Source organism: Pseudomonas sp. NFPP28, from assembly GCF_900115535.1.
GTDB classification, from domain to species: Bacteria; Pseudomonadota; Gammaproteobacteria; order Pseudomonadales; family Pseudomonadaceae; genus Aquipseudomonas; species Aquipseudomonas extremorientalis.
In genome coordinates this window covers 649,456-667,517 of record NZ_FOWT01000002.1, presented here as the reverse complement: position 1 = coordinate 667,517, position 18,062 = coordinate 649,456, and the positions used below count along the sequence as shown (strand labels likewise).

Genomic DNA, 18,062 nt, shown 5'->3' with positions numbered 1-18,062 from the left:
TCAGCTTTGCGGCGAACTGTCTGGCGCCTGAGCCGCTTCAGCCGCCAGCTTTTCGCGGTCCGCCTTGCTGATGTACTTGTCCTTCTTTTTCGGCGCCAACTTGGCATTCGCCTTCCTGGCTTTTTCCTTGAAGAGCTGCTGGAGTTTTTTCTGGCGATTCATGTGGGTCTACCCGGTTTGTACAGGCCCGGGATGATACCAGCTAAAAATCCGCCGCCGTGCGCCGTGCCGCTGTCCGCCACAAAAAACCAGTGATCAGAGCCACCACCTGTTGCTGAATCACCGCCCGTGGCCGAGCCCCCTCGCCATCGCGGCAAATCATGCCATCGCCCGGCGAGTCTTCTTCGATCAACGCCATGCCACCCGGCTTGCAGATCGACATAAAGCTGAAGTGCGTAGCATCGCTGATCTCCACATACTCGGTCGAGGCCTCTGGCATACGCCTGACCATGTCGGCGGACTCCAGGTTGGGGTCCATATCTTCCGTTGGCACGCCCCCCGCAATCACCAGCGCCGGCACCGGCAGGGCGGCCAGGCTGGCGTCGGTGAAGCCGCGTGACAGGCCCAGGTCCAGTGTCACTACAGCGCCGACGCGTGGGTCGCGCGGGTCAGCGGCCAGTTGGGCCTTCGCCGCCGTAGCCGTGGGAGAGCACCACCAGCGGATGTTCGCCGCTCGCGGCGGGGTACCAGACGACCATTTGCAGCGGGCGTTGCGCATCAGGGACGCTGATGTTCTTGAAGCCGATGGGCTTGGTATCGGCGAATGCAGGCATCGCCAAGCCAATCAACAGCAGCGCGGTGAGGGTGGTTTTCACGGTTTTATCGTCCTTGATGTGAGGGCGGCATCATGCCTTGGAACAGGGGTTTTTAATAGAGGCGAGGCGGGACTAGGAAGTTACTGACAAAGTCCTACTTGTAAGTATTACAGATAAGGACTTCATGTTTTTAGGAAGCGGGTGCCTTACTTGAATTGAAAAATCGTGCAAGGGTAGTGGTGTGATTCCTACTGCTGGAATGATTGGAACCTCAGGTGCTCACTTATGAACTAGGGTGAAGATTATGAAAAGCTCGAAAAGTATCAATAAGGTTTGGATTGTTGTGTGTGTTGTGTTGGCGATTTTTACAAAGGATGTGGTCTTGGCGGCAGAATACTCCATTGCTAAAACAGTGGCGCCAGGTCCCATGCTGGTGTTATCTAATTCCAATACTCATCCGGGTGTGGAATTCGCAAGTTTTAACGTGCTGGCCTCGGATATTCCTTCAGGAACACTCGCGGATCCCAAGCAAATACTGGAGGTTCAGTGGCGTACAACCTACTATCCCGGGACTATTCGTGAGGAGGTTAGGCTGTGTTACTACCGTCCATTTAGTTTAGAAGAGAACTGTCAGATCATCGCTCCGAGTTCGTCGGGTGTGCTGATGGATTTTAACAATCAGTCCTTTGGTAATGGCTCAAAAATTCAGATTTTTCATAAGGTGTGGGGCGGCACTCCACCGTACGCTCGTCCTGCCGGTGCCGATTCAGTGACTATTAAATATAGGTATTAGTGTGCGGTGTGATGCCCGCAGCCAATTTGGCTGCGGGTATTTGGATAGGTAAGAAACTTTTACATGACCATTCACATGCCTAACGCAAGGTGAATACTAATGATCACTATCAGCCCTAATACCTCCTCGTCAAACAATCGCGTGACGAATGATTCCGTCGGCATTGTTATTCCGTCCACAGTCTCGCCTGACAACGTCGAGACTGATGCGCTCGCTAAGCGTAATGACGGCATCACCACCGTCTCAATCCTGGCGCTTCAATTGAGTGATGCGGCACAGCGTGCGGAAACGCCCACGGGTCAAACGAATGCCGACCCCCTCGAACTCATCACCGACGAACAGTATTTCGCCAACAAGGCACAACACGACGCAGAGCTTCCAACGGCCAATAACCCGGAACTCCTGGCCCGTGCGCGGCAAGCGACTGGTTTCCTCAACGGTCATGACAGCAACCCCTTCAAGGGGCTCGGGCGAGATCAACTCAACCTGATCGCCCGCGACAACGGCGGCGCCTTCACGGTCAATGAGCGAAGGGTGGCGTGGCAAACGGCCAAGTCGATGGAGCCTTCAGGCGGTTCTAGTTCGGGGCAGGCTGCCAGCGTCGGCCGTGAGATCATGATTTCGCGCGTGTTTGGCGGTAGAGAACCCCCAGTCGCCCTTCCACCGGCCACTTCAGTGAATGCCCTTCAAAGAGCAAGCGACTTCCTCAACCTCGATGATCGTGCCTTGGTCGCGGATATGTATGCATATCTACAGTCAGAAGGTGCGGATTTAGGCCACGTTGATCTTTTGGTCTGGGCACTCGGCGAGTATCGACGCTCCAGCGACGGTCGCCAATACATAGCCACCAATGGCTTTTACGTAGACGGGTATTGGACGACGTTTAATTACAAGCCAGAGGACGAGGCCATCGCCTCACGCATACTGACCAGTTCAGCGCTCAGCAGCACCCGTGTTGACCCTGGCTTTGTGAAACACATCCTGAACCCAGGCATGGGCGCGTTCACCCACATCGGCGGCATACCGTTCCTGGAGCGAATGGTGAAAAAATTCTCCGACGAGGGCGCGGATCAACCTCCACTCGGCAGCGAGTACGCCACCTTCAAACACGCCAAAACTGCGGACCATATCGTCACCACCACGCACAAGGACATCAAGCTTCCACCCTCAAAGGCAGTCTCCCAAGTCATCGACGGTGTCTGGAGCCTCACTGAGTACGGCAAGGCCGCCGGTTACGTGCTGGATGCAGTCACCCATCGGGTCTATAAGCCGGAGGACCCGCCAAACGATCCAACTCTCCCGCGTCAAAACGTGAATGGACCTGACGGTGATGCGCCCAACAAAACCTTTCTGGACGCTCTCGGTGAGACTCGCGACCCGCCCCAGTCGCGCTGGGTCTGGCCCGGCCACCTGTTCAAACTGATGAAAAACTTCAAACCCTGAGGTGCCGGCGCACTGCATGACAAACCCGTGAATCTTGCTATTGGCCAACACGGCCCCATAACTAGGCGGGTATCCACTGAACGCAAGGGCAGACCATGACCAACTCAACCGAAACCGCCATCCTCGCCGGCGGTTGCTTCTGGGGCATGCAGGACCTGTTGCGCCGCTACCCCGGCGTGCTGCACACCCGCGTGGGCTACACCGGCGGCGATGTGCCGAATGCCACCTACCGCAACCATGGCAACCATGCCGAAGCGATTGAAATCGTGTTTGACCCGGCAGTGATCAGCTACCGGCAGATTCTGGAGTTCTTTTTCCAGATCCATGACCCGAGCACGCCGAATCGGCAGGGCAATGATTTGGGGCCGAGTTATCGTTCGGCGATTTATTACCTGAGTGAGCAGCAGCGGGAGGTGGCCGAAGATACGGCGGCGGACGTGGATGCATCGAAGCTGTGGCCGGGGAAGGTGGTGACGGAGATCGAGCCGGCGGGGCCGTTTTGGGAGGCGGAGCCGGAGCATCAGGATTATCTGGAGCGGATTCCCAATGGCTATACCTGCCACTTTATTCGGCCGAATTGGACGTTGCCCAAGCGTGGCTGAAAGCACTGCCTGCAAGCGCGAGTCGTTGTAAGGGGCAGCCCTTTCAAGGTCTTTAGGTAGAACTGACGATAAGTACCCCTGTGGCGAGCGGGCTTGCCCCGCGTTGGGCTGCGAAGCAGCCCCAAAACCCGCGGTCGAAGAGGGCCTGACTTCGCGCATTCCTCCTTCCAGGGTTGCTTCGCAACCCAACGCGGGGCAAGCCCGCTCGCCACAGTTGCAGTGTTCGCCCTTATGGGACGCATCAGCCGGAGATGGCCGGTTTCTCACAGACCTTGATCAGCTTCGCGCTCCATCAGCTTATCCACCAACAAAACCCCCAACTCACTCAACTGGTGAATGGCCAGCGCCACATCCCGCTGTTTACCCGCCAACGCCTCCGACAGGTCGAGCAGCAAGGCGCTGACCGAGGAAAGGGTTTCGTAGCAGTTGACGATCAATGTTTCGTTGCTGGCATCGCTGGCGATGCTGAAGAGTGGCGCAGGTGGTGCTTCGGCACCGGGATTGAGGTAATGGTCAATCGCACGATTCGCCGCATGATTGAGCTTCAGGTCGGGACCGTTTGGAGGATTGGGCGTGACTTTGAACATGTGTGTTGTACCTGTTTTAGGGCCAACACCTTTTCGCTACTAAACGAGAGGGTGGCGGCTGTACGCAGGTTAGTAGACCGGGGAAACACACAAAGCCGGCGCGCCCGAGGGCGCCCTGCGCACAGCCACCATCAAGCACAGACAAGAACATCTGATCGATGAGGCTCATGCACTTTATGTTGTCACTCAGGCTACTAAACCCGATCACTGAGTGTTCAGCGACCGAGCCACCTTAGAGACGCTCACCCAAGCGCACAAGCCGGCGGATTCTGACGCAAGCGTAGGCAACCGGGCAAGGCTCGCGCCTTTCGTCCCGGCAGGATTAGGACTTGTCGTACGCCATGTACGCGTTCTGCAGCACGATATGGTCCGCCACGTACTTCGCATCGTGCCAAACCCCATAGATAAATGAAGATGCGCGGTTGACCAGGTTCGGCAAACCCAGGAAGTAAATCCCGCTCTGCGCCGAGATCCCGCGTTTGTGGAACGGCTCGCCTTTCTCGTCGAACGCGTCCACCTTCAACCAGCTGAAATCGAACTTGAAGCCGGTGGCCCAAAGGATTGTGGTCACGCCCGCTTCAGCCAGGTCCAGGCTCAACATCGGGTTCACCAAACACTCTGGATCGGGCAACAGTTCCCAGGCCTGTGGCTCCGGCGGAAACGGCAAGCCATTGGCCTCGATATACGCATCCGCATCGCGCAGTACGTCAAAGTAAGCGCGGTCGCCTTCAGCCACGTTCTCGGCCAACCCCGGTTGAAACGTCATGACGCCCTCCGCCCAGTCCTGGGTGACGCCCACCAATTGAATGCCTTGATGTGCCAGTCGGCGAAAGTCCACCGTCTTGCCGCCTTCGTAACCACTCACCGCAAACGCCACGTGCTTTTTCTTCGGCTGGATCTTGACTTCATCCCACAAGCCCAACGCGCCCAGCCACCAGCAATAGTCGCGGCCACGATAGGCGCGGGGCGGGCGGTAGTGTTCGCCCACCGAGAGGTACACGGTCTTGCCGGCCTTTTGCAGTTCTTCGGCGATCTGCGAGCCGGAGGCACCGGCGCCGACCACCAATACGGCGCCTTCGGGGAGTTGGCCGGGGTTCTTGTAGGCGCAGGAATGCAGTTGGTGCAACGGTGCGCTGGCGGGGACGATGTTCGGGATTGACGGGCGCTGGAACGGGCCGGTGGCAGCAACGACGTTGGCGGCTTCGATCACGCCCGCGGAGGTGGTGACCTTGAAGCCGGGGCGGCCTGCGTGGCGTTCCACCGACTGGACTTCCACGCCCGTGCGGACAGGGGCCTGCAACTTATCTGCGTAGGCCTCGAAGTAGTCGGCCATGCGCTCTTTCGGCGCGAAGGCTTCCGGCGAAATGCCTTCGAAGGTGAGACCGGGAAAGCGGTCATGCCACGCCGGCCCGTTGGCGACCAGAGAGTCCCAGCGTTCCGAGCGCCAGCGTTCGGCAATGCGGTGGCGTTCCAGCACGAGGTGGGGCACACCCATCAAGGACAGGTGCTCGCTCATGGCGACGCCGGCCTGGCCTGCGCCGACGACCAGGGTGTTGATTTTTTCGACGGACATAGGCGGTTCCTGAACAGTCATTAGGCGGTTTGGCCAAGCAATTCGGCCACAGCCGTGATTGCCAGTTGGTAACCCAGCGCCCCCAACCCGGCGATCACACCGGTGGCGGCCCTGGACACGTAGGAGTGGTGCCGGAAGCTTTCGCGCTGCCAGATATTGCTCATGTGCGCTTCGATGATCGGGCCGTCGAACGCCAGCAGCGCATCGAGGATCGGCACCGAGTTGTAGCTGAGCCCGGCGGCGTTGATCACGAGGGCGTCGGCGTGCAGGCGTGCTTCCTGAACCCAGTCAACCAGCACGCCTTCATGGTTGCTCTGGCGAAAGTCCAGCGTGAGGCCCAGGGCGGCGGCGTGGCGTTGGCAGCGGGCGTCGATGCTGGCGAAGCTTTCGCTGCCATAGGTGCCGTTTTTATCCAGCCCGTACAGGTTGGCGTTAGGCCCGTTGAGGAAAAACACACGATGGGTCATGGGGCACTCCAGGCAATCAGCGCTTTCATACGGCCCAATCGTCCGGCACCACGGCGATCACATCGATCTCCATCAACCACTCCGGCTGGCCCAGCCCGGAGATCACCAACCCAGTGGAAATCGGGAACACACCTTTGAGCCACTTGCCCACCTCCTGGTACACCGGCTCGCGGTAGCGCGGGTCGATCAGATAGGTGGTGGTCTTCACGATGTGCGACAGGTCCGAACCTGCTTCTTCCAGCAGTTGCTTGACGTTCTTCATCGCCTGCTCGGCCTGGGCGCGCGGGTCGCCGAGGCCGACCAGGTTGCCGTCGAAATCGGTGCCGATCTGGCCGCGCACGTAAATGGTGTTGCCGGCGCGCACGGCCTGGCACAGGTCGTTGTCCAGCGCCTGGTTGGGGTAGGTCTGTTGGGTATTGAACATGCGGATGCGGGTGTGGGTCGGCATAACGGTAACTCGTGGGAAGCGGGATAGATCCAGCTTCACACCGCGCCGGCTGCGGCGAAACCAGCATTTGCGCGGGGTAGTGCTTAGGAAAAACCGAAGCCCGTGCAGGTCATCGGTTTGCGCCTGACCCGGCACGAACCCTGCAACACCACCGGTACAGTCATTGTTGAGGGGCAGGCGTCATGCTCAGTCGTATTACTCAGCGTCAACTGGAGTATTTCGTCGCGTCGGGAGAGGCGGGCAGCATCAGTGCGGCCGCCGAGCGCATTCATGTGTCGTCGCCGTCGATCTCGGCGGCGATCACCCATATGGAGGCGGAGCTGGGCATTCAGTTGTTCATCCGCCATCACGCCCAGGGCATTTCCCTCACGGCGGTGGGGCGCCTGGTGATGCAGGAAGCCAAGCTGATCCTGGAGCAGATGACTAACCTCTACACCATCGCCTCGGAGTCCTTGAACACGGTGCGCGGGCCGTTGCGCGTGGGCTGCCTGGAGTCGCTGGCGCCGATGATCACGCCAGAGCTGGTGTTCGGTTTCGGCCGTGCGTTTCCCGGCGTACGGCTGACTCAAGCCGAGGGCAACCATGAAGAGCTGCTGGAAAAACTGCGCAGCGGCGAGCTGGATATCGCCCTGACCTACGACCTGGTGACCAGCCAGGACATCGACTTCCAACCCCTGGCGCAACTGCCGCCCTACGTGATGGTGGGCGAGTACCACCCGCTGGCGAACTCACCGGCCGTGAGCATGCAAGACCTGGAGGCCTACCCGGTGGTGCTGCTCGACACGCCGTGGAGCCGTGACTATTTCCTCAGCCTGTTCATCCAGGCCGGCACCACACCGAACATCATCATGCGCTCCACCAACCTTGAAACGGTGCGCGCCATGGTGGGCAACGGTATCGGCTATTCCTTCGCGAATGCGCGGCCCAAATCGAACATGTCCCAGGACGGCAAGCGCGTGATCCGCCTGCGCCTGGCGGGTGCACACCGGCCGATGCGCCTGGGCTACGCCACCGCCAGCAACACCCAGCTGTCGCGGGTGGTGTCGGCGTTTGCCGAGCGGTGCCGCATGTTTGTGTCCGACCAGTACATCCCCGGCATGGCGCCGCCGAGCTTTTTTGACCCGCATGCGGTGCGGGTGTTGAGCGGTGTGAGCTGAGCTTGCACCAGTAAGTGGCATGCACAATACGGCCGATTCAAGCCTGCACCAAAGGTGGGAGGGGCCCCCTCCCACATTGGATTTTGGGTGCTCTCAGGCTGCATAGGTTCTGCCTACCCAGTGCCCCGGCTTTTACGAATTGACCCCAACCGCCTCCCGCCACGACTCTGAACCCATCGATGTAGATCAACTTCTCAGGGCACAGCGACGATGACATTCGACTGGAACTACATGTTGGGTTTGCTGGGCGATGCCGAGTTCTGGCGCGCGACGTGGACGGTGATCAAGCTCAGCACCTTGACCTGGGTGTTGAGCATTGGCCTGGGCTTTCTGCTGGCCCTGGCCAAGCAATCCAGACATGGCCTGCTGAGCGTGCCGGCCCGCGGCTACATCTGGCTATTTCGCAGCCTGCCGTTGCTGGTGCTGCTGATCTTTATCTACAACCTGCCGCAAGCGTTGCCCGGTACCTCGGCGGTGCTGGCCGACCCGTTCTGGTCCGGCCTGTTGGCCCTGGTGATCTGCGAGACCGCCTACGTGGCTGAGATCCATCGCGGTGGCCTGCTGTCGATTCCCAAAGGGCAGGGCGAGGCGGCTCGGGCGCTGGGCCTGAAGTTCTTCGGCACCCAGTGGCGCGTGGTGATTCCCCAGGCGCTGCGGGTGGCGTTGCCGTCGCTGGCCAACGAATACATCTCCATCGTCAAGCTCACCTCCCTGGTGTCGGTGATCTCCCTGACCGAGATCCTGATGGTCGGCCAGCGCCTGTATTCGCAGAACTTCCTGGTGATCGAAACCATGGCGGCGGTGGCGTTCTTCTATGTGTTTATCGTCACGGTGTTCGACTTCCTGCTCAAGCGCCTGGAGCGCTTTCTCGACGTCAACCAGCGCAACGTGTCCCGTGTTCCCGATGCGGCGGTGCTGGCCCTGGCGACCCAGCAGCGCACTGCCTTGGCGCGCCCGGCCAATAATGGCGAGTCGGCGTTGCAGGCCACGCGGTTGCACAAGGCCTACAACGATATCGAGGTATTGGGCTCGGTGAATCTGCAGATCCAGCCCGGTGAAGTGGTGTCGGTGATCGGTCCGTCGGGCTCCGGCAAGACCACGCTGATCCGCCTGCTTAACGGTCTGGAGCAACTGGACAACGGCGAGATCAGGATCAATGGCCAACCCTTCATCCACTTGAACAAAGTCGGCGCGCAGAAACCCCAGTACATCGAGCACGCCGAGCATCGCCTGCACATCGGCATGGTGTTCCAGAGCTTCAACCTGTTCCCGCACTTGAGCGTGCTCGACAACCTGCTGATGGCGCCGAAATACCACCGCCTGGGCGCGACCGCCGAACTCAAGCAACAGGCCTACGCGCTGCTGCACAAGGTCGGCATGCTCGACCACGCCTGGAAGTACCCGCACCAGTTGTCTGGCGGCCAACAGCAACGCGTAGCCATCGCCCGCGCCTTGATGATGCGCCCGCAGATCATGCTGTTCGATGAGCCTACCTCGGCGCTGGACCCGGAGAAGGTCAACGAAGTGCTGCAGGTGATCGAAGCCCTGGCCGAGGAGGGCATCACCATGGTCATCGTCACCCACGAGATGAACTTCGCCTTCAAGGTCTCCGACCGCATCGTGTTCATGGAGAAGGGCCGCGTGGTCTGCGACGACACGCCGTGCGCCCTGCGCAGCGGCCACAACCCACGCGTGGAGGCGTTCCTCAAGGACGTCTCGCTGGCGTGATCTCTTTAACGTTCAGGAAACACTAAAATGATCGAGCAATCGCAAATCGAACAATTCCAGCGCGACGGCTTCCTGGTGGTCGAAGGCGTGCTGTCGCAGGATGAAGTGGCCGCGTTGCAGCACGACTTCGACCAATGGGTGGAAGAAAGCCGCAGCCATGACCGGGGCTGGGGCGCCACTGTCGATGGCCGTGAGCGCTTTGACCTGGAGGGCGACCACCGCGCCGACCACCCGTCCCTGCGCCGGGTCAGCTCGCCCACGGAGATTTCGCCGGCTTATGAGCGCGTGGCGTTGCACTCGCGCATGGCGGCGATTTGCGCGCAGTTGATCGGCGCCCGGGGCACGCGTTTTCACCACAGCAAGATCAACTCCAAACTGCCCCACACCGCGACGCAGGTGAAGTGGCACCAGGACTTTCTGTTCACGCCCCACAGCAACGACGACATCGTCACAGCCTTGCTGATGGTCAGCGAAGTGACGCCGCAGAACGGCCCGCTGAACGTGATCCCCGGCAGCCACAAGGGCCCGCTGTGGTCGCACTGGCAGCACCAGCGTTTCACCGGTTCGGTGGACGACAGCGTGGTCGCGCAACACTGCCAGCAACCGGTGGCCTGCTACGGGCCGGCCGGCTCGGTGTGCTTCATGCACACCCGGCTTTTGCATGCTTCCAGCCCAAACGAGACCGAACTGCCGCGCACGCTGTTCATCAGTGTCTATGCCGCTGAAGACGCGCTGCCCTTCGGCGAAAACCCGTTGCCCAGCGCACATGCCGGCCTGTTGGTGGCCGGTGAAGAAAGTGGCTTGGTGCGTTCCACCGACAACCACATGCGCCTGCCGCAGAAGCCCCGTGGTGCGTCGTTCTTCGTGCAACAGGCGGGACAAGATTCAGCCACTGCCTAACCCCCCTAAACCCTTGCAGGTAATCACCATGACAGCGTTTCGTAAAAGTGTTCGTCCCCTTGCCGTGTGCCTGCTGGGCGCAGCCGTTGCACTGACCTCGTTGGCCGCTTCGGCGTTCCAGCAGGACGGCAAGATCATCGCCGGTTCCGACGTGACGTTCTTCCCCTATGAGTACATGGATAACAACAAGCCGGCGGGTTTTGATATCGAGTTCATGGACGGCCTGGGCAAGGTCATGGGCCGCCAGGTCGAGACCCTCGACACACGCTTCCCCAACCTGATCACTGGCCTGCAGGCCGGGCGTTTCGATGTGACCAACTCGTCGATGTACATCACCGCCGAGCGGGTCAAAGTGATCGACATGATCCCTTATCTGAAAAGCGGCGAGTCGATCCTCACCCTCAAGGACAGCGCCTTCCAGCCCAAGACCCCGGAAGAGTTCTGCGGCCACAAGATCGGCTCCATGGGGGCCACCTCGTGGCTGGCGCAGATGAACAAGCTGTCCACCGAATACTGCGTCGCCAAGGGCCTGAAGCCGATCCAGATCAGCGAATACAGCACCGACCCGCAAACCACCCAGGCGCTGCTGGCCCACGCCGTCGAAGCGCAGATCACCGATGCCGCCGTGGCCCGAGGCGTGATCGACAAGCTCGGCAGCCGCGTGGTGATCTCGTCCGACACCCTGATCTACCCGGTGCTCAACGGCTTCGGCGTGAAGAAAGGCAATGACACGGTGAAAAAAGCCCTGCTCGACGGCCTGGAAAAATACCGCGCCACGCCGGAGTACGCCGCCCTGCTCAAGAAGTACAACTTCCAAGCGCCGACCGATGCCGACATCGCCGCACTGATGCCGAAGTAAACCTACACGCGCGTGCCGCATTCGCCTGCGGCCGCGCCCTGCGGAGAGCGATCCATGGCGTTATCCCACGAAGAACAGACGCGCATCGACCTGGCGGCGACCTTTCGCATCATCGCCCACCTGGGCATGCATGAAGCGGTGGCCAACCACTTCAGTGCCGCCGTTTCGGCTGATGGCAAACAGTTTCTGCTCAACCCGAAGTGGAAGCACTTTTCGCGTATCCGCGCGAGCGATCTGTTGCTGTTGAATGCGCACGACACGGCCTGTGCCGATCACCCCCACGTGGACGCCACGGCCTGGTCGATCCACGGGCAGATCCACCGGCTGTTGCCACAGACCCGTGCGGTGCTGCACCTGCACCCGGTGTACACCACGGCGGTGGCGTGCCTGGCCAGGCCGCACATCCCGCCGATCGACCAGAACACCGCGCGTTACTTCAACCGCGTGGCTGTGGACGAGTTGTACGGCGGCATGGCCGACACCGAGGCCGAAGGCGCACGGCTGGCCGGGTTGCTCGACGGCAAGACGCGCTTGTTGATGGGCAACCACGGCGTGATGGTCACGGCCGGTTCCATCGGTGAAGCCTTCGACGACATCTGGACCCTGGAACGTTCCTGCCAGATCCTCGTCACGGCCTGGTCCACCGGACAGCCGTTGCGGGTGCTGTCCGATGAAGTGGCAGAAAAAACCGCGCGGGGCTGGGAAGGCATCGCGGACTTCTCGCGCCAGCATTTCGAAGAAATGAAGCAGCTGATGATCGACGCTGACCCTTCCGTGCTCGATTGAGGACACCTCCATGACGTTTTCCGTTGTCGCCCGCTGCGCCGAGACGGGCCAGTTGGGCATTGCGATCAGCTCATCGAGCATTGCCGTGGGCGCGCGTTGCCCATGGCTGCGTCCCGGCGTGGGCGCGGTGGCATCGCAGAACATTACCTTGCCGAGCCTGGGGCCTCAGGTGCTGGATTTACTGGAGCAGGGCCTGACACCGAGTGAAGCACTGGCGACGTTGGCCGGTCAGGATCACAGCGAGTATCGGCAGGTCAGCGTGATTGATCACCTGGGCCGCACCGCGCATTTCAGCGGTGCGCAGACCCTGGGTATTCACCACGCAGTGAGCGGCGAGCAATGCGTGGTGGCAGGGAACATGTTGGCCAACCCCGGCGTAATCGAGGCCATGGTGGCGGCGTTCGAAGCGGCCCCGGGGCATCTGGCCGACCGCCTGCTGGCCGCGATGCACGCCGGTGTGGCAGGTGGTGGTGAAGCGGGGCCGGTGCATTCGGCGGCGCTGGTGATTGTCGATGACCTGCTGTGGCCAGTGGTCAATCTGCGTGTGGATTGGGCCGATGCGGACCCGATCAGCGCCCTCGACCAACTCTGGCAAGCCTATCGCGGGCAACTGCAGGATTACATCGACCGCGCCCTCAACCCGCAGATCGCACCGGGTTATGCGGTGCCGGGAGATGACCGATGAACAGCCGCGACCTGCTGGCGCAACTGGTGCGTTTCGACACCACCAGCCGCGAATCCAACCTGGCCTTGATCGACTTCGTGCGCACCTATTTGCAAGACCACGGCGTGGCCTGTGAGCTGGTGTACAACGCGCACAAGAGCAAGGCCAACCTGCTTGCGACGATTGGTCCGGCGCAGGTGCCCGGCATCGTGTTGTCCGGGCATACCGATGTGGTGCCGGTGGACGGGCAGCGCTGGCGCGTGGCGCCGTTCGAGCTGACCGAACAGGACGGCAAGTTGTACGGCCGTGGCACGGCGGACATGAAGGGCTACATCGCTTGTGTGCTGGCGTGCGTGCCGGCGTTGGTGCAGGCGCCGTTGCGCATGCCGGTGCATATCGCGCTGTCCTACGATGAGGAAGTCGGTTGCCTGGGCGTGCGCTCGCTGATCGAGCGGTTCCACGGGCAGCCGGTCAAGCCGCTGCTGTGTGTGATTGGCGAACCCACCGAACTCAAGCCGGTGCTGGGCCACAAAGGCAAGCTGGCGATGCGCTGCCAGGTGCATGGCGCGGCGTGCCATTCGGCGTACGCGCCGGCGGGCGTGAACGCCATTGAATACGCGGCGCGCCTGGTCAGCGAATGGGTGCGGCTCGGCGAAACGCTCAAGGCGCCAGAGCATCTGGATGCGCGTTTCGACCCGGCGTTTTCTACGGTGCAGACTGGTTTGATCAGTGGCGGCAAGGCGCTCAATATCGTGCCGCAGGACTGCAGTTTCGACTTTGAAGTGCGCTCGCTGCCGGCCCAGGATCCCTGGCAGGTGGTGCAGCAACTGCGCGACTACGCCGAGTACTCACTGTTGCCGGCGATGCGCGCGGTGAGTGCGCAATCGGCGATCAGCATCAGTGAGTTGTCGAGCTATCCCGGGCTGGCCACAGCGCCTGAAAGCCAGGCCGCCGAATGGGTGGCGCAGTTCTGTGGCTCGCAGGATTTTGGCACGGTGGCCTTTGGGACAGAGGGTGGTCTGTTCGACCAGGCCGGTATTCCTACGGTGGTGTGTGGGCCTGGCAGCATGGAGCAGGGCCACAAACCGGACGAGTTCATCAGCCTGGCGCAGTTGCAGGCCTGCGACCGGATGTTGGCGCGGGTGCTGAAGTTTGTGAGCGTGTAGGTTACCGGTGGGAGGGGGCTTGCCCCCGATGGCGATGGGTCAACTAACAATGCAGTGACTGGATGTCCGCAATCGGGGGCAAGCCCCCTCCCACATTTGATCTTTGTTGTGCCCTCTAACTGTCAGTGCTTTGCCACACCCACCCGCCACTGCGCAGGCGGCAGGACTCCATTCACCAGGTAATTGCCTACGATCCGCGACTTGTACACCCGCGGGTTATGGTTCGCCAGGGTGCGCGCGTTGCGCCACAGCCGGTCCAGCGCCTTGCTGCTGGCGGTGGCACTGGCGCCCAGGGCGTCGAACAAGGCGGTGGTCGCGGCCAGCGTCGCATCCACCACCGGGTTCACCGCCAGGCACACTTCCAGCTCGGCCAATGCAACCTGCGGATCATCGTCATGCAGTGGCTGGTCATGGGCAATCACAGACTGCGCGGTGTACTCCAGGCGTTGCGCCGCTTGCTGGGCAATCGCTTGAGCAGCGTAGGCTTGGCTCGCGACTTCGCCAATCACCTGTAGCAGTTGCACGTCCTGGCCTGCGGTGTCGGCATTGCCGGTGGTGAAGGTGCGGGCGCGCTGGCTGAGTTCTTCGGCACCGCTGAGGGCGGCGCGTCGGGCGATTCCGGCGAGGGTGCTGAGGTGGTAGAGCTGGAAGAACGACTGTCCATGGCCGAAGCGCTGTTGGGTGGGGCGCGCGTCGTTGTCCATCACCGGTGCGTGATCGAAGATGCAGGTGCCGCTGGCGGTGAGGCGTTGGCCGAAGCCGTTCCAGTCGTCGACGATCTTCACGCCGGGGGCTTTCAGGTCGACGACAACCGTATACACGGTGCCGTTTTCACCGGTCGCGATGGTATTGATCAGGTCGCTGTAGAGCGCGCCGGTGGTGTAGAACTTCTTGCCGCTGATGCGCAATGCGCCGGCGGCATCGCGGTGCAGGCGGGTGTCGAAATCGCCACGGGCTCCGTTGCCGACTTCGGTGCTGCCGGGGGAGAGCAGGGCGCCTTGGCCGAGGCGGTCCAGCCACTTGGCGCGCCAGTCGAGGTCCTTGGCGCTGAGCACGTCTTCGCAAAAACCAAAGTGGCCGCGCAGGGCCTGGGTGATGTTGGAGTCGGCGGCGGACAGTTCCGCAAGCAGCGTGAGCAGCTCGACCAGGGTCGCATCCTGGCCGCCATAACTGGCCGGCAGGCGCCAGCGCGGCAAACCCAGGGCGTTCAGTTGCTGGATCACCGTGGCGAGGCTGGCGCGTGTCTGATCCGCCTCGGCGGCCTGCGCGAGAATGTGCGCAAACAGTGGGCGAAACGGCGCGGCCAGTTGTTCGTAGCGGGCAGTGGGCGGAGCGCCCCAGATATTCAAAGCGGGAATCGACATGCAATGGACCTTGCTGAAAGTGGTTCAGGTGCTGGGGTCCAGTGGTCTGGTGACGTCACCCTAACCCAGCGGCAGCGAAGGTTTTAATACGAAAAGCAACTAGCGACCTGTGGGACGGTTCTATCGATAGTGCCCAACAGTATTAAACCCCGCGCTTTTATTGCGTTAGCTTCTACCTGACGCGACCAGACTGCATGCCCACAGATGGTTAAACCAACCCTCTAACCCTGTGGGATTTTTCATGATCAACCGTCGAACACTGCTGTCCTTGCTGGGCGTGGCCTCTCTTGTGCTCTATGGTCCGTCGGCCAGCGCCGCCGAGCCGTTGACCCTCGTCGTGGGTGACCAGTTCTTTTCCAACCGCATCGTGCTGGAGCTGTCCGGCGAGCTGGAGGACCTGCCGTACAAAGTCGACTTCAAGCGCTTCAACACCGGTTCCCCGGTAGCCTCGGCCGTGGCCAGCGGCGCGCTGGATGTGGGCATCGTCGGCGACACCCCGGTGATCAGCCTGGCCGCCAACGGCGCACCGGTAAAAGTCGTCGCCAGCACCCAGACCAGCCTTGATGGCGTGGGCATTGTGGCGCGCAAGGGCATTCACTCGGTGGCCGACCTCAAAGGCAAGACCGTCGCCATCTGGAACGGCTCATGGAGCCAGCAACTGGCGTACAAGGCGCTGGATGAAGCGGGGGTGCCGCGCAGCAGCGTCAACTTCAAATACCTGCTGCCGGCCGAGGCCAGCCTGGCGTTGACCCAGGGCGACATCGACGCCTTCGGCACCTGGGAACCCTACGTGTCGTTGCAGGAAAAAGAAGGCAGCACCCTGATCCGCAACGCCAAGGGCCTGATGAGTGCGCCGACCTACATCGTGGCGTATGAGCCGGCCCTGGCGCAGAAAAGCGCGATCATCAAAGACTTCATTGCCCGCCTGACTCGCGCCCGAGCCTGGAGCAACACCCACGTCGATGAATACGCCGAAGCCTGGGCGAAGGCCAACCAGTCGGCGCCGGAAATCGCCAAGGTGTGGTTCAAGCGCGATGCAATCAAGGTGCTGCCGATCTCGCCGACGATTATCAGCGAGGCCCAGGCCACGGCGGACTTTTTGGTGGATGCACAGATGTTGAAGCAGCGGTATGACGTGGCGCCGTTGTTTGATCGGGTGCTTTAAACATCGGGGAAACAAGCGCTCATAAGGTGTGAACAAAGTGGCCGAGGCGGCTGGGGTGAACCGGGAGAGTCTTTATAAAACGTTGAAAGGCGGCTCGAAGACCCGCTACGAGACGATCCAGAAGCTGATGCTGGCCTTGGGCGTCGAGCTGACGGTACAGCCAATTGCAGGGGCGAGCGTGCTCGCGAAGAAAACCTAGGCATTGCGTTTATCCGGAGAGGACGCTTTATCCTTGGCGATCTTCGCGAGCAAGCTCGCTCCTGCAGGAAGGGGTTATCGCACCAGGCAGGGTTGCTTGTTGTTGAAGCGCCACCCCGGAATCAAGAATTGCATCGCCACGCTGTCATCCCGCGCGCCGAGGCTCATGCCTTTGTAGACTTCGTGGGCCTGGGCCACGGCGTCCAGGTCGATCTCCACACCCAGGCCTGGTTTGCTTGGGACCTTCACGTAACCACCTTCGATTTTCAGCGGCGCTTTGGTCAGGCGCTGGCCGTCCTGCCAGATCCAGTGGGTGTCGATGGCGGTGATGTCGCCCGGTGCTGCGGCGGCCACCTGGGTGAACATCGCCAAGGAAATATCGAAGTGGTTATTGGAGTGCGAGCCCCAGGTGAGGCCCCACTCATGGCACATCTGTGCAACACGCACCGAGCCCTGCAGGGTCCAGAAGTGCGGGTCGGCGAGGGGGATGTCGACCGATTGCAGCTGGATCGCGTGGCCCATCTCGCGCCAGTCGGTGGCGATCATATTGGTGGCGGTCTTAAGGCCGGTGGCACGGCGGAATTCGGCCATGACCTCACGACCTGAGTAACCGTTTTCTGCACCACAGGGGTCTTCGGCATAGGCGAGTACGTGGTGCTGGTCGCGGCACAGGCGGATGGCTTCCTTCAGTGACCAGGCGCCGTTCGGGTCGAGGGTGATGCGTGCATCCGGGAAGCGTTCGGCCAGGGCGGTGACCGCTTCGATTTCGGCGTCGCCGCTCAATACGCCACCTTTGAGCTTGAAGTCGTTGAAGCCGTATTTGGCCTGGGCGGCTTCGGCCAGGCGTACCACGGCGTCGCTGGTCAGGGCTGTTTCGTGGCGCAGGCGGAACCAGTCGTCGTCGCTGTCGGCTTCGTTGCGGTAGGCGAGCGTGGTGGCGTTGCGGTCGCCGACATAGAACAGGTAGCCGAGCATTTTTACCGCATCGCGCTGCTGTCCTTCGCCGAGCAAGGCCGCCACCGGCACTTCGAGAAACTGGCCCAGCAAATCGAGCAGCGCTGCCTCCATGGCGGTGACGGCATGGATGGTGATGCGCAGGTCAAAGGTCTGCAGGCCGCGACCGGCGGCATCGCGTGAAGCAAAGGCGCTGCGCATCTGGTTGAGGATGCGCTGGTACTGGCCGATGGGCTGGCCGATCACCAGGCTGCGGGCGTCTTCCAGGGTTTCGCGGATGCGCTCGCCGCCGGGCACTTCGCCGACGCCGGTGTTGCCCGAACTGTCCTTGAGGATGACGATATTACGCGTGAAGTATGGCCCATGGGCGCCGCTGAGATTGAGCAGCATGCTGTCGTGGCCGGCGACGGGGATGACCTGGAAGTGCGTAACGACGGGAGTATTCATGGCAGG

At 61.4% G+C, this 18,062-nt stretch carries 18 protein-coding genes and 2 pseudogenes; 12 read left to right on the top strand and 8 right to left on the bottom strand.

What is annotated here, in order from left to right; genetic code table 11:
• A complete protein-coding gene (locus tag BM110_RS08625) occupies positions 1 to 162 on the bottom strand; it encodes a DUF2986 domain-containing protein (RefSeq protein ID WP_092250644.1) in 162 nt (53 codons plus the stop codon).
• Positions 163 to 202: 40 nt separating this feature from the next.
• Positions 203 to 815: pseudogene (locus BM110_RS08620) on the bottom strand (alpha/beta hydrolase family protein).
• Between the two features lie 244 nt (positions 816 to 1,059).
• Between BM110_RS08620 and BM110_RS29290 the strand changes: the two are divergent.
• From BM110_RS29290 to msrA, 3 genes are all read left to right on the top strand, one after another.
• Positions 1,060 to 1,548: a hypothetical protein gene (locus BM110_RS29290; protein ID WP_139220317.1), complete on the top strand. Its 489-nt coding sequence runs from the start codon at positions 1,060 to 1,062 to the stop codon at positions 1,546 to 1,548.
• A 99-nt stretch (positions 1,549 to 1,647) separates the two neighbouring features.
• Positions 1,648 to 2,991, top strand: a complete 1,344-nt coding sequence (locus BM110_RS08615) for a hypothetical protein (RefSeq protein WP_093513150.1) — start codon at positions 1,648 to 1,650, stop codon at positions 2,989 to 2,991.
• Between the two features lie 95 nt (positions 2,992 to 3,086).
• The gene (msrA, locus tag BM110_RS08610; protein ID WP_093513149.1) at positions 3,087 to 3,593 is read left to right on the top strand and encodes a peptide-methionine (S)-S-oxide reductase MsrA; all 507 of its coding nucleotides are present in this window, start codon (positions 3,087 to 3,089) and stop codon (positions 3,591 to 3,593) included.
• Positions 3,594 to 3,856: 263 nt separating this feature from the next.
• On the opposite strand, the gene BM110_RS08605 is transcribed toward msrA, so the two are convergent.
• The 4 genes from BM110_RS08605 to BM110_RS08590 all read right to left on the bottom strand — a co-directional run bounded on the left by BM110_RS08605 (position 3,857) and on the right by BM110_RS08590 (position 6,668).
• On the bottom strand, positions 3,857 to 4,180 hold the full coding sequence (locus BM110_RS08605) for a DUF6124 family protein (RefSeq protein WP_093513148.1): 324 nt from the start codon (positions 4,178 to 4,180) through the stop codon (positions 3,857 to 3,859).
• A gap of 322 nt (positions 4,181 to 4,502) precedes the next feature.
• Positions 4,503 to 5,753 (bottom strand): flavin-containing monooxygenase, encoded by a 1,251-nt coding sequence (locus BM110_RS08600; RefSeq protein ID WP_093513147.1) that lies wholly within the window; start codon positions 5,751 to 5,753, stop codon positions 4,503 to 4,505.
• 20 nt (positions 5,754 to 5,773) lie between these two features.
• Positions 5,774 to 6,220, bottom strand: coding sequence for a type II 3-dehydroquinate dehydratase (locus tag BM110_RS08595; protein WP_093513146.1), 447 nt, complete (start codon positions 6,218 to 6,220; stop codon positions 5,774 to 5,776).
• Positions 6,221 to 6,245: 25 nt separating this feature from the next.
• A complete protein-coding gene (locus BM110_RS08590) occupies positions 6,246 to 6,668 on the bottom strand; it encodes a RidA family protein (RefSeq protein ID WP_058425659.1) in 423 nt (140 codons plus the stop codon).
• 182 nt (positions 6,669 to 6,850) lie between these two features.
• On the opposite strand from BM110_RS08590, the gene BM110_RS08585 reads away from it, so the two are divergent.
• The 7 genes from BM110_RS08585 to argE all read left to right on the top strand — a co-directional run bounded on the left by BM110_RS08585 (position 6,851) and on the right by argE (position 13,928).
• Positions 6,851 to 7,825: a LysR family transcriptional regulator gene (locus BM110_RS08585; protein ID WP_093124850.1), complete on the top strand. Its 975-nt coding sequence runs from the start codon at positions 6,851 to 6,853 to the stop codon at positions 7,823 to 7,825.
• A gap of 210 nt (positions 7,826 to 8,035) precedes the next feature.
• Positions 8,036 to 9,553, top strand: coding sequence for an amino acid ABC transporter permease/ATP-binding protein (locus BM110_RS08580; RefSeq protein WP_093513145.1), 1,518 nt, complete (start codon positions 8,036 to 8,038; stop codon positions 9,551 to 9,553).
• Positions 9,554 to 9,580: 27 nt separating this feature from the next.
• On the top strand, positions 9,581 to 10,453 hold the full coding sequence (locus BM110_RS08575; RefSeq protein ID WP_093513144.1) for a phytanoyl-CoA dioxygenase family protein: 873 nt from the start codon (positions 9,581 to 9,583) through the stop codon (positions 10,451 to 10,453).
• A 28-nt stretch (positions 10,454 to 10,481) separates the two neighbouring features.
• The gene (locus BM110_RS08570; RefSeq protein ID WP_071490168.1) at positions 10,482 to 11,312 is read left to right on the top strand and encodes an ABC transporter substrate-binding protein; all 831 of its coding nucleotides are present in this window, start codon (positions 10,482 to 10,484) and stop codon (positions 11,310 to 11,312) included.
• Positions 11,313 to 11,366: 54 nt separating this feature from the next.
• Positions 11,367 to 12,098 (top strand): class II aldolase and adducin N-terminal domain-containing protein, encoded by a 732-nt coding sequence (locus BM110_RS08565; RefSeq protein WP_092250667.1) that lies wholly within the window; start codon positions 11,367 to 11,369, stop codon positions 12,096 to 12,098.
• Between the two features lie 10 nt (positions 12,099 to 12,108).
• Positions 12,109 to 12,783 carry a DUF1028 domain-containing protein gene (locus BM110_RS08560; RefSeq protein ID WP_093513143.1) on the top strand — a complete coding sequence of 225 codons (675 nt, stop codon included), beginning with the start codon at positions 12,109 to 12,111 and terminating at the stop codon, positions 12,781 to 12,783.
• On the top strand, positions 12,780 to 13,928 hold the full coding sequence (argE, locus tag BM110_RS08555) for an acetylornithine deacetylase (protein ID WP_071490165.1): 1,149 nt from the start codon (positions 12,780 to 12,782) through the stop codon (positions 13,926 to 13,928). The genes BM110_RS08560 and argE overlap by 4 nt, the downstream gene beginning before the upstream one ends.
• Positions 13,929 to 14,050: 122 nt before the next feature.
• Here argE and BM110_RS08550 read toward each other — a convergent pair whose 3' ends face one another.
• Positions 14,051 to 15,292 carry an acyl-CoA dehydrogenase family protein gene (locus BM110_RS08550; RefSeq protein ID WP_071490164.1) on the bottom strand — a complete coding sequence of 414 codons (1,242 nt, stop codon included), beginning with the start codon at positions 15,290 to 15,292 and terminating at the stop codon, positions 14,051 to 14,053.
• A 241-nt stretch (positions 15,293 to 15,533) separates the two neighbouring features.
• Between BM110_RS08550 and BM110_RS08545 the strand changes: the two genes are divergently transcribed.
• Positions 15,534 to 16,457, top strand: coding sequence for an ABC transporter substrate-binding protein (locus BM110_RS08545; RefSeq protein ID WP_093513142.1), 924 nt, complete (start codon positions 15,534 to 15,536; stop codon positions 16,455 to 16,457).
• 25 nt (positions 16,458 to 16,482) lie between these two features.
• Positions 16,483 to 16,656: pseudogene (locus BM110_RS08540) on the top strand (DNA-binding protein); the annotation flags it as partial.
• A gap of 74 nt (positions 16,657 to 16,730) precedes the next feature.
• On the opposite strand, the gene gudD reads toward BM110_RS08540, so the two are convergent.
• The gene (gudD, locus tag BM110_RS08535) at positions 16,731 to 18,056 is read right to left on the bottom strand and encodes a glucarate dehydratase (RefSeq protein WP_093513141.1); all 1,326 of its coding nucleotides are present in this window, start codon (positions 18,054 to 18,056) and stop codon (positions 16,731 to 16,733) included.
• Positions 18,057 to 18,062 lie beyond the last annotated feature (6 nt).

Bases quoted from the DNA above. Each gene is read 5' to 3' on its own strand.
- BM110_RS08625 (WP_092250644.1), bottom strand. From the start codon at position 162: ATGAATCGCCAGAAAAAACTCCAGCAGCTCTTCAAGGAAAAAGCCAGG.
- BM110_RS29290 (WP_139220317.1), top strand. From the start codon at position 1,060: ATGAAAAGCTCGAAAAGTATCAATAAGGTTTGGATTGTTGTGTGTGTT.
- BM110_RS08615 (WP_093513150.1), top strand. From the start codon at position 1,648: ATGATCACTATCAGCCCTAATACCTCCTCGTCAAACAATCGCGTGACG.
- msrA (WP_093513149.1), top strand. From the start codon at position 3,087: ATGACCAACTCAACCGAAACCGCCATCCTCGCCGGCGGTTGCTTCTGG.
- BM110_RS08605 (WP_093513148.1), bottom strand. From the start codon at position 4,180: ATGTTCAAAGTCACGCCCAATCCTCCAAACGGTCCCGACCTGAAGCTC.
- BM110_RS08600 (WP_093513147.1), bottom strand. From the start codon at position 5,753: ATGTCCGTCGAAAAAATCAACACCCTGGTCGTCGGCGCAGGCCAGGCC.
- BM110_RS08595 (WP_093513146.1), bottom strand. From the start codon at position 6,220: ATGACCCATCGTGTGTTTTTCCTCAACGGGCCTAACGCCAACCTGTAC.
- BM110_RS08590 (WP_058425659.1), bottom strand. From the start codon at position 6,668: ATGCCGACCCACACCCGCATCCGCATGTTCAATACCCAACAGACCTAC.
- BM110_RS08585 (WP_093124850.1), top strand. From the start codon at position 6,851: ATGCTCAGTCGTATTACTCAGCGTCAACTGGAGTATTTCGTCGCGTCG.
- BM110_RS08580 (WP_093513145.1), top strand. From the start codon at position 8,036: ATGACATTCGACTGGAACTACATGTTGGGTTTGCTGGGCGATGCCGAG.
- BM110_RS08575 (WP_093513144.1), top strand. From the start codon at position 9,581: ATGATCGAGCAATCGCAAATCGAACAATTCCAGCGCGACGGCTTCCTG.
- BM110_RS08570 (WP_071490168.1), top strand. From the start codon at position 10,482: ATGACAGCGTTTCGTAAAAGTGTTCGTCCCCTTGCCGTGTGCCTGCTG.
- BM110_RS08565 (WP_092250667.1), top strand. From the start codon at position 11,367: ATGGCGTTATCCCACGAAGAACAGACGCGCATCGACCTGGCGGCGACC.
- BM110_RS08560 (WP_093513143.1), top strand. From the start codon at position 12,109: ATGACGTTTTCCGTTGTCGCCCGCTGCGCCGAGACGGGCCAGTTGGGC.
- argE (WP_071490165.1), top strand. From the start codon at position 12,780: ATGAACAGCCGCGACCTGCTGGCGCAACTGGTGCGTTTCGACACCACC.
- BM110_RS08550 (WP_071490164.1), bottom strand. From the start codon at position 15,292: ATGTCGATTCCCGCTTTGAATATCTGGGGCGCTCCGCCCACTGCCCGC.
- BM110_RS08545 (WP_093513142.1), top strand. From the start codon at position 15,534: ATGATCAACCGTCGAACACTGCTGTCCTTGCTGGGCGTGGCCTCTCTT.
- gudD (WP_093513141.1), bottom strand. From the start codon at position 18,056: ATGAATACTCCCGTCGTTACGCACTTCCAGGTCATCCCCGTCGCCGGC.